The 9,830-nt window shown below is 67.9% G+C and carries 8 protein-coding genes; 7 read left to right on the top strand and 1 reads right to left on the bottom strand.

Annotated elements, in window-relative coordinates:
- The first annotated feature begins 270 nt into the window (after positions 1–270).
- From L6Q67_RS22335 to L6Q67_RS22305, 7 genes are all read left to right on the top strand, one after another.
- Positions 271–1,566, top strand: coding sequence for an ATP-binding protein (locus tag L6Q67_RS22335; RefSeq protein WP_296575242.1), 1,296 nt, complete (start codon positions 271–273; stop codon positions 1,564–1,566).
- Positions 1,559–2,008: a response regulator gene (locus tag L6Q67_RS22330; protein ID WP_296575239.1), complete on the top strand. Its 450-nt coding sequence runs from the start codon at positions 1,559–1,561 to the stop codon at positions 2,006–2,008. Before L6Q67_RS22335 ends, L6Q67_RS22330 begins: the two co-directional genes overlap by 8 nt.
- Positions 2,005–4,101 carry an EAL domain-containing protein gene (locus tag L6Q67_RS22325; protein ID WP_296575236.1) on the top strand — a complete coding sequence of 699 codons (2,097 nt, stop codon included), beginning with the start codon at positions 2,005–2,007 and terminating at the stop codon, positions 4,099–4,101. Before L6Q67_RS22330 ends, L6Q67_RS22325 begins: the two co-directional genes overlap by 4 nt.
- A 164-nt stretch (positions 4,102–4,265) precedes the next feature.
- Complete coding sequence (locus L6Q67_RS22320) at positions 4,266–6,293, top strand: methyl-accepting chemotaxis protein (protein ID WP_296575234.1); 2,028 nt, start codon at positions 4,266–4,268, stop codon at positions 6,291–6,293.
- Between the two features lie 129 nt (positions 6,294–6,422).
- Entirely contained in the window at positions 6,423–8,369 is a 1,947-nt protein-coding gene (gene feoB, locus L6Q67_RS22315) for a ferrous iron transport protein B (protein ID WP_296575230.1), read from the top strand.
- Between the two features lie 5 nt (positions 8,370–8,374).
- The gene (locus L6Q67_RS22310; RefSeq protein WP_296575227.1) at positions 8,375–8,632 is read left to right on the top strand and encodes a ferrous iron transport protein A; all 258 of its coding nucleotides are present in this window, start codon (positions 8,375–8,377) and stop codon (positions 8,630–8,632) included.
- Positions 8,633–8,705: 73 nt separating this feature from the next.
- Positions 8,706–9,392 (top strand): hypothetical protein, encoded by a 687-nt coding sequence (locus tag L6Q67_RS22305; RefSeq protein ID WP_296575224.1) that lies wholly within the window; start codon positions 8,706–8,708, stop codon positions 9,390–9,392.
- Here the strand turns inward: L6Q67_RS22305 and bfr are convergent.
- On the bottom strand, positions 9,352–9,825 hold the full coding sequence (gene bfr / locus L6Q67_RS22300; protein WP_296575221.1) for a bacterioferritin: 474 nt from the start codon (positions 9,823–9,825) through the stop codon (positions 9,352–9,354). The genes L6Q67_RS22305 and bfr overlap by 41 nt on opposite strands.
- Positions 9,826–9,830: the final 5 nt, after the last annotated feature.

Here is a 9,830-nt window from a genome sequence, read left to right as displayed (position 1 = left end):
AAGGGGGCGCGACAGCGGGGTACGTTTCTTTGCCTTCTTTCTTGTCGTACAACAAGAAAGAAGGTCGCCCGCCGGGGCGAGACCCGGCCAACGTAACGCAAAACACGAAAAAACCGTCCCGTAAAGACTCAACGGTTCGAGGGCGAATGAATTCGCCCCCACAAAACCCTTCCCGCCCCCCGTCACCGCACCGGAAACCCTACTCAGCGCGGGGTTGAAGTCACCACGCCAAGCGGCCAGACTTGAGACACCCCCTCTCCGGAGTGTCCCGTGAGCGCGAAACCCGGGCCCCACCTCGCCTCACCCCCTGCCCCGCCGGATACGGCCGGAGGCCTGAGGAGCGCGCGTGGCGCCGATCCGCGCTTCGACCAGATCCTCGCCAGCGCCAACGACGCGATCATCTCCATCGACGAATCCCAGCGCATCACCCTGTTCAACCGGGGAGCCGAGCGCATCTTCGGTTACGTCGCCGGGGACATCATCGGCCAGCCCCTCGACCTGCTCATCCCCGAACGCTTCGTCGCCCACCACGGCACCCAGGTGCGAGACTTTTCGACCGCTCCGGAGGCCTCGCGGATGATGGCCCAGCGCGGCGAGATCTACGGACGCCGGCACGATGGCAGCGAGTTTCCCGCCGAGGCCTCGATCGCCAAGTTCCGCGGGCCGGAGGGGCTGGTGTTCACGGTGATCCTGCGCGACATCACCGAACGCCGCGCGGCGGAGCGGATACTCCGCGACACCCATGACGAGCTGGAACGGCGCGTGCGCGAACGCACCGCCGAGCTGGAAGAACGCAACGCCCAGCTGCAGCAGGAGATCCAGGAGCGCCGCCGCGCCGAGAAGCTGCTGGCCGAGCAGGCCCGCGAGCTGGCCCGCTCCAACGCCGATCTCGAGCAGTTCGCCTCCGTCGCCTCCCACGATCTGCAGGAGCCCCTGCGCATGGTGGCCAGCTACACCCAGCTCCTCGGCAAGCGCTACCGCAGCCGCCTGGACGGGGACGCCGACGAGTTCATGGGCTTCATCGTGGATGGCGCCCTGCGCATGCAGCGCCTCATCAACGATCTGCTCGCCTTCTCCCGGGTGGGCAGCCGGGGCAAGGGCTTCCAGCCGGTGGACCTGGCCGCCAGCGTGGCCCAGGTGCAGGTGAACCTGCGCTCGGCCATCGACGAGAGCGGTGCGCAGCTCGAAGTCGCCGCGCTGCCCGTAGTCAGTGCCGACGCCACCCAGATGGAACAGCTGCTGCAAAACCTGATCGGCAATGCCATCAAGTTCCGCAAGGGCCCGGCGCCCCGGGTACGTATCGACGCACAGCGCGAGGACACGGCCTGGCGCATCGGGGTGCAGGACGACGGCATCGGCATCGACCCGCGCTACGCCGAACGGATCTTCGTGATCTTCCAGCGCCTGCACACCGCCGCCGAGTACCCGGGCACGGGCATCGGGCTGGCCATCTGCAAGAAGATCGTGGAGCGCCACGGCGGGCACATCGAGCTCCACTCCACCCCCGGCGAGGGGGCCCGCTTCAGTTTCACCCTGCCCGACCGGGAGGAGCCCCCCCATGTCTGACCGCCAGCGCCCCATCCGCATCCTCCTCGTCGAGGACAACCCCGGAGACGTGCGCCTGACCATCGAAGCGTTCAAGGACAACCGCGTCGACACCCCCCTGGATGTCGCCCGGGACGGCGTCGAGGCCCTCGCCTACCTGCGCCAGGAGGGCATCCACGCGGGCAAGCCGCTGCCCGACCTGATCCTCCTCGATCTCAACCTGCCACGCATGGACGGGGGCGAGGTGCTGGCCGCCATCAAGGCCGACCCGGCCCTGCTGCACATCCCGGTGGTGGTGCTCACCACCTCCCGGGCCGAGCAGGACGTGCAGCGCGCCTACCTGCTGCAGGCCGCCTGCTTCATTACCAAACCGGTGGATTTCGAGTGTTTCATCCAGGCGGTGAAGCTGATCGACGCCTTCTGGCTGAGCGTGGTCACCCTGCCCTGTGGAGCCCGCGGATGAACAGCGCCAACTCAAATGTGCTGCTCGTCGAAGACAACCCCGGCGACGCCCGCCTGATCCAGGAGATGCTGGCCGACGGCGACGGCGACAGTTTCCGGCTGTGGCGGGCCGACCGCCTCTCGGCCGGGCTGGACATGCTGTCGAGCGGCGACATCGGCGTGGTGCTGCTCGACCTGTCGCTGCCCGACAGCCTGGGCATCGAGACCTTCTGCACCATGTTTGCCCACGCCCCCCAGGTGCCCATCATCGTGCTCACCGGCACCGACGACGAGGTGATGGCGCTCCACGCGGTCAAGACCGGCGCCCAGGACTACCTGATCAAGGGCGAGGTGAACAGCAACTTGCTGCTGCGCGCCATGCGCTACGCCATGGAGCGCAAACAGGCCGAGCGCGCCCTGCGGGAGAGCGAGGAGCGCTACGCCCTGGCCGCCGCCGGGGCCAACGACGGCCTGTGGGACTGGCACCTGCAGAGCGGCCGGGCCTACTTCTCGCCGCGCTGGAAATCCATGCTCGGCTTTGCCGACGACGAGATCGGCGACGACCCGGAAGCCTGGCTGGCCCTGATCCACGCCGACGACATCGCCGCCGTCCGCGCCCAGCTTGCCAACCCGCAGACCCTCTCCGGCGCGCCCCTCAATGTCGAATACCGCATCCGCACCCGGGGCGGCGACTACCGCTGGATGCTGTGCCGGGGCATGGCCGTGCGCGACCGGGACGGCCTGCCCCTGCGCATGGCCGGCTCCCAGACTGACATCCACGCCCGCAAGCTGGCCGAGGAGCGCCTGCTGCGCGACTCCCTGCATGACGGCCTCACCGGCCTCTCCAACCGCAACCTGGTGACCCACCGGCTGCACCAGGCCATCGAGCACATGCAGCGCCAGCCGGAGCGCCGCTTTGCGGTGCTCTTCCTCGACCTCGACCGCTTCAAGAACGTCAACGACAGCCTCGGCCACACCACCGGCGACAAGCTGCTGATCGAATGCGGGCGCCGCCTGGGCCTGTGCTGCCGGCCTCACGACACCCTGGCCCGGTTGGGGGGCGACGAATTCGTGCTGCTGCTGGAGGACATCGACGACGCCACCGACGCCATCCGTGTAGCCGACCGCATCCAGCGCCATTTCGCCACGCCCTTCATCATCGACGGCTACGAGCTGTTCATGAACTGCAGCATCGGCATCGCCCTGTCGGCCCCCGAATACCGCCATCCGGACGAACTGCTGCGGGATGCCGACACCGCCATGTACCGGGCCAAGGCCGACGGCAAGGCCTGCTACGCCCTGTTCGACGCCGCCATGCATCACCGGGCGGTCGCGGCCCTGGACATGGAGAGCAGCCTGCGCCGGGCCATCGACCGGAACGGCTTCGAACTCCACTATCAGCCGGTGATCGAGCTGCACAACGGGCGCATCAGCAGCTTCGAAGCCCTGATCCGCTGGCCCCACGAAACCCGCGGCCTGATTCCGCCAGCCGAGTTCATTCCCCTTGCCGAGGAAACCAGCCTGATCCTGCCCATCGGCCGCTGGGCCCTCCGCGAGGCCTGCCGCCAGCTGCGCCAGTGGCAGGCGGAGGATGCGCGCCTCGCCGGCCTGGGCATCAGCGTCAACCTCTCCGCCCGCCAGTTCTCCGACGAAGGACTGGTCAGCCAGGTGGCCGACGTGCTCGAAGAGACCGGGCTCACCCCCGCCTGCCTCAAGCTCGAGATCACCGAGAGCGTGCTGATGGTCAATGCCCAGCTGGCCCTGACCCGCCTGGCCCAGCTGCGGGCCATGGGCATCGGCATCAGCATGGACGACTTCGGCACCGGCTACTCGTCCCTCAGCTACCTGCAGCGCTTCCCCATCGACACCCTGAAGATCGACCAGTCCTTCATCGGCGCCATGGAACACACCATGGAGGGGGCCGAGATCGTGCGGGCCATCCTCAACCTCGGCAAGGCCCTGCACCTGGAAGTCATCGCGGAAGGCGCCGAAAGTTCTGCCCAGGTGGACATGCTGCGCGACATGGGCTGCCCCCTGACCCAGGGCTATTTCTTCTCCCGCCCCCTGCCCCGCCACGAGGCCGAAGCGCTGCTGCGGGCCGCGCCGCCAGCCTAAGACCACACTGTCAGATACACTTCTTAACATTGGTCAATGACCCTGCGTGAAGGACACCCCGACAATCGGCTTCGCCGGTGCGGCACACGACTGCACAAGAACCGATACCGAGCGAGGCCCGCACCGCCAACCTCCGCCCTCGCCACAATCCAGCAGGTACCCCAATGCACACGCTCCTTGCCCCCGCCGTGGCACTGCTCAACCGCCTGAGTTTCCGCGGCAAGTTCGCCATCATCATTTTCTGTGTGCTCATCGCCCTGGCCGGCCTCGGTGGTTCCCTGGGTGCCACGCTGTGGAGCGAAGTCCACCACACCCGTGACGAGCAGGCCGGCGTCGCCGCCCTGGTCCCCACCCTGCACGCGGTGCAGATGATCCAGCAGCACCGGGGCCAGATGGTCAGCGTGCTGTCCGGCAAGCCGGAACTGAAGGCCCGGGCTGAAGAAACCGCTGCTCAGGCGGACAGCTGGCTGGACAAGGCCGATGCGGCCCTGGCGGCCGCCCCCACCCTCAGCCGCACCGCCCCCGGCTGGGCCAGCGTGCGCAAGGACTGGAAGGACCTGGCCAGCACCGGCGGCAGCCTGGACGCCGCCGCCAGCCGCGTTGCCCACCGCAAGGTGATCGAAGGCCTGCTGGCCCACACCCAGGCAGTGATCACCGCATCCGGCCTGCTGCTGGACACCGAAGCCGACTCCTTCTACATGATCGACGCCACCCTCGATGCCATGCCGGAGCTGATCGAGCGGATCGGCAAGATGCGCGCCACCGGCAATCTGCTGCTCAGCAAGAAGGCCGGCAGCGACCAGGAACGGGAAGACCTGACCGTGCTGATGGCCACCTCCGAAGCCGAATACCAGAAAGTCATCGACAAGCTCCGTCGCGCCAGCGAGGGCCACCCGGAGATCGTCGCCAGCACCGCGGCCCTGGAGAAGGAAACCAGCCCCCACCTGGCCTGGCTGACCGGTGTGGCCCGCAACGACATCATCCCCGGGCGCTACGAAACGCCGGCAACCGAGTGGGTGCAACGCTCCACCACGACCATCGACGCACTCTACAAAAGCGCCTTCGAGCATTTCATCCCCGAGCTCGAAGGCCTGCTCGCCGATCGCCAGTCCCGCCTGATGCGCACCTTCACCCTGTCGGCGGCCGCAGCCATCGGCATCGCCGTGCTGGTGACCTATCTCCTCGCTGCCGTCGCCTCCGCCATCGGCGGTGCCGTGGCCAGCCTGGCCGGCAATGCCGAGAAGGTGGCCGACGGTGACCTGACCGTGCAGGTCGAACTCGCCACCCGGGACGAACTGCAGCGCGTCGCCGGCGCCTTCAACCGCATGGGCGAATCCATCGCCCAGCTGCTCCAGGGAGCACGCAAGACGGCCGACGACCTGTCGTCGGCGGCCGATCACCTGGCCAGCTCCTCCAGCGACGTGGCCCGCGGCTCGGCCCACCAGAGCGACGCCGCCAGCGCCATGGCGGCCGCGGTGGAAGAGATGACGGTGGGCATCAACCACATTGCCTCCAATGCCCGCGACGCCCAGACCGAGGCCACCCACGCCGGGCAGCTGTCCACCGAGGGCAGCGAGGTGGTGCGCCAGACCGTCGACGACATCGGCCGCATCTCCGAGGTGGTGAAGCGCTCCGCCGGCATCATCCGCAAGCTCGGCGACCAATCCTCACAGATCTCGGCCATCGTCGGCACCATCAAGGAGATCGCCGACCAGACCAACCTGCTGGCCCTCAACGCCGCCATCGAAGCCGCCCGCGCCGGCGAACAGGGGCGCGGCTTTGCCGTGGTGGCCGACGAAGTGCGCAAGCTGGCCGAACGCACCACCCACTCCACCCAGGAGATCGCCAGCATGATCGGTGGCATCCAGGAAGGCGCCCAGCATGCCGTGCTGGCCATGGAAGAAGGCGTCGAACGGGTCGGCGAGGGCGTCGACCGGGCCAGCCAGGCCGGCTCCGCGATTGCCCGCATCCACTCCGGCGCCGGGCGCACCGTGAATGCCATCAACGAGATCAGCGACGCCCTCGGTGAACAGAGCGCCGCCAGCACCGAGATCGCCCGCCAGGTCGAGGGCATCGCCCAGATGGCCGAGAGCAACAGCATCAGCTCCCAGGCCTCGGCCCGCACCGCCCAGCAGTTGAAGGACCTGGCAGTGCGCCTGGAACAGGACATCGGGCGGTTCCGGCTGGGCTGAGGTCCATCGCCCTGCCAGCACAGGCGGCCACTGACACGAGCGGGGCGCATCAACGAGAATGATTTGCGTTTGCGGATTGGAGTATGATCGCAGCTCCCGAATCACGATCTCTCCCCCACTCTCGCAAGCATGAGCGGAACCCTCAGCATTCCCGGCACCTACCTGCTGGTCGGCCACCCCAACGTGGGCAAGTCGGTCCTCTTCCACCGGCTCACCGGTGCCTACGTCAACGTCTCCAACTACCCGGGCACCACCGTCGAGGTCACCCGCGCCAGCGCCCGCTTCGACCGGGACGCGGCCCTCCTCGACACGCCGGGCGTGCTGTCCCTGCCCTCGCGCAGCGATGATGAGCGCACCACCGTCCGGGCCCTGCTCAACGAGCCGACCCGGGCCCTGCTGCAGGTGGGCGACGCCAAGAACCTGCGCCGCACCCTCACCCTCACGGCCCTGCTGGCCGAGCTGGACGTGCCCCTGGTGCTGGCCCTCAACATGCACGACGAGGCCGCCGCCCGGGGCGTCACCATCGACCTGAAAGCCCTGTCCGAAGAGCTCGGCGTGCCCGTCGAAGCCACCGTGGCCACCGACGGCAAGGGCATCGGCGCCCTCACCCGGCACCTGGCGGATGCCCGGGCACCCCGACGCATCCTGCAGTACGACAAGGCCATCGACGCGGACATCGAACAGGTCGCCGCTGCCATCACCCAGCATTGCCCCCACCCGGTTCTGGCCGCCCGCGGCCTGGCCATCCTGTTTCTGGGTGGTGACGACGAGGTGGCGGCGTGGATGCGCGACAAGGCCGGCCAGAACTTCGCCCACCTCGCGACCCTGCGCCAGGACGCGCGCAGCCGGGTGGAGGGCGATCTGCCCACCCTGCTGGCCCGGGAGCGCACCGAGGCCGCCGATGTACTGGCCGCCAGCGTGGTCAGCCGCAGCGTGAAGAGCAGCCCGCTGCTCAGCCAGCGGGTCGGCCAGGCGGTGGTGCACCCCGTGTGGGGCCTGCCCATCCTGCTGGCCGTGCTGTACTTCATCTACGAGTTCGTCGGGGTCTTCGGGGCCACCACCCTGGTCGGCCTGCTGGAAGAAGGCCTGTTCGAAGGCGTACTCAACCCGGCCATGACCCGGCTCATCGAAGCCATCGCCCCGGCCAGCTGGGTGACAGAGCTGCTGGTGGGCCAGTACGGCCTGTGGACCATGGGCATGACCTACGCCCTGGCCCTGATCCTGCCCATCGTCACCACCTTCTTCCTGGCCTTCGGGGTGCTCGAGGATTCGGGCTACCTGCCGCGCCTGTCGGTGATTGCCAACCGTCTGTTTGCCGCCATCGGCCTCAACGGCCGGGCCGTGCTGCCGATGGTGCTGGGCCTGGGCTGCGTCACCATGGCCACCCTCACCACGCGCATCCTGCACAGCCCGCGGGAGCGCCTCATCACCACCTTCCTGCTGGCCCTGGCCATCCCCTGCTCGGCCCAGCTGGGCGTGGTGCTGGGCATGCTCGGCAGCCTGTCCTTCAAGGCGGTGCTGATCTGGGCCCTGGCCATGGTCGGCATCCTGATGCTCACCGGCTTTCTGGCCTCGCGGCTGATCCCCGGCCGGCGCATTCCGCTGGTCACCGAGCTGCCGCCCATGCGCCTGCCCATCTTCGGCAATGTGCTCAAGAAGACCGCCGGGCGCCTCAAGTGGTATCTGGTGGAGGTGATCCCCCTGTTCCTGGTGGGCACCTTCCTGATGTTCAGCCTGGAAAAGCTGGGCGTGCTGCCGGCCATCATCCGCGCCGGCGAACCCCTGGTGTCGGGCTGGCTGGGCCTGCCACCGGAGGCCAGTGCGGCCTTCGTGATGGGCTTCCTGCGCCGTGACTTCGGCGCCACCGGCCTGTTTGCCATGAGCGCCAGCCTGAGCCCGATTCAGGCCGTGGTGGGCATGATCACCATCACCCTGTTCATCCCCTGCTTTGCCAGCCTGATGATGATGGTGAAGGAGCAGGGCATCAGGACGGCCGCCACCATGGTGGCCCTGATCGTGCCCTTCGCCTTCCTGGTGGGCGGCCTGTTCCGCCTGGCCCTGAACGTTTTCTGGTGACAGACATGAGTCGCGACATCCACACCGCAGACCACCACGCCGTCGTGCCACTGGCCTTCATCACCCCGGGCACCGAGGTACGCCTCGCGTCCCTCGGTGAGGAGATCGCCCCCCATCAGCGGGAGCAGCTCACGGCCTATGGGCTGGCGGAGAACCGGCCCATCACCGTGCTGCAGCAGCGCCCCATGACGGTGATCCTCGCCGACGAGGTGGAGCTGGCCCTGGAGCACGGCGTGGCGCGCCATGTGTGGGTGCGACGCTGACATTTTCTGATTTCCCGGCGCCAGCCAGCCTCCGCCAGCCCGCGCTCCATCGTCCGTCCTGAAGGAGGCTCCCATGCACCGCCCGCCCGACCCCCAGTCCGAGCACGCAAACCCCTGCCAGATGCCTGCAGAGCCCCGAAGGCGGGCACGGCTATGGGAGCTGCCGGAATCACTGCACGCCCCGCTGCTGGGGCTCTCGGTCTCGATGGCAACACTGGCCGATCTGGCCCTCCGCCATCGCCTGGTCGTCCCCGGCGATGAAGCCCAGCTGCTGGGCACGGTGCTGCCTTTCATGACAGCACGCAATCCCCTGTCGGAAGACGTCCAGCGCCATCTGGAAAAGGCCCACCGCCTGTGGGTCGACCGTTTTGGATGCATGGATGACGATTCCGCCGTACTGGAGCGCTGGCGGAACTGCCTGGCCCAGGGCGAAGTGAGCGGCCCCCTGTGGGCGGCCTGCACCCACAAGCGGATGTCGGTGGCCAACCGGCAGCGTATCCAGGTCGACATCCACACCCTGCCCTGGCGGGCGAACATGCGTCAGGCCCTGGAGAGCCGCCGTCTGGACCACCTGGAATCGGAGAACGATCGCCTCCAGAGGGAACTCCGGCAGTTGCGCATCCGCCACGCCAGCGACGTGGACGCCCTGCGCGAGGCGCTGGCCGGACATGCAGGACGCAGCCGGCCGGCTCGGCCCCCCAAGGAGGGAGGCCGCAAACTCAATCCTCGATCTGCGACTGCAGATAATTGGGCAGCGTGACCGTGTCGATCAGGCTGAGCTGGGTCTCCAGCCAGTCAATGGACTCCTCGCAGGCTTCGAGCAATTCCTGGAGCAGGTCGCGGCTGACAAAGTCGGCCTCGGCCTCGGCCAGGGCCACGGCTTCCTTGAGCAGCGGGTGCTGGACTTCGCGTTCGTACTTGAGGTCGTAAGCCAGGCACTCGCCCACGTTCTCGCCGATCATCAGCTTGCCCAGGTTCTGCAGGTTGGGCAGCCCCTCCAGGAAAAGCACCCGCTCGATGACCTCGTCCGCCTCCTTCATGACGCGGATGGACTGCTTGTAGTTGTAGTCGTTGAGCCGCTCGAAACCCCAGTTGCGGAACATGCGGGCGTGCAGGAAATACTGGTTGATCGCCGTCAGCTCGTTGAACAGCACCTTGTTGAGGATGCTGATGACCTTCTTCTCGCCTTTCATCGTCC

Origin of the sequence: Zoogloea sp. (assembly GCF_023150065.1) — a bacterium.
Taxonomy (GTDB): Bacteria; Pseudomonadota; Gammaproteobacteria; order Burkholderiales; family Rhodocyclaceae; genus Zoogloea.
Note: the sequence above shows the minus strand (reverse complement) of the source record. Positions and strands in the feature narration are given on the sequence as shown.

Excerpts from the sequence above, each read along its gene's own strand:
- L6Q67_RS22320 (WP_296575234.1), top strand. The coding sequence starts at position 4,266 with ATGCACACGCTCCTTGCCCCCGCCGTGGCACTGCTCAACCGCCTGAGT.
- L6Q67_RS22305 (WP_296575224.1), top strand. The coding sequence starts at position 8,706 with ATGCACCGCCCGCCCGACCCCCAGTCCGAGCACGCAAACCCCTGCCAG.
- L6Q67_RS22310 (WP_296575227.1), top strand. The coding sequence starts at position 8,375 with ATGAGTCGCGACATCCACACCGCAGACCACCACGCCGTCGTGCCACTG.
- feoB (WP_296575230.1), top strand. The coding sequence starts at position 6,423 with ATGAGCGGAACCCTCAGCATTCCCGGCACCTACCTGCTGGTCGGCCAC.
- bfr (WP_296575221.1), bottom strand. The coding sequence starts at position 9,825 with ATGAAAGGCGAGAAGAAGGTCATCAGCATCCTCAACAAGGTGCTGTTC.
- L6Q67_RS22325 (WP_296575236.1), top strand. The coding sequence starts at position 2,005 with ATGAACAGCGCCAACTCAAATGTGCTGCTCGTCGAAGACAACCCCGGC.
- L6Q67_RS22330 (WP_296575239.1), top strand. The coding sequence starts at position 1,559 with ATGTCTGACCGCCAGCGCCCCATCCGCATCCTCCTCGTCGAGGACAAC.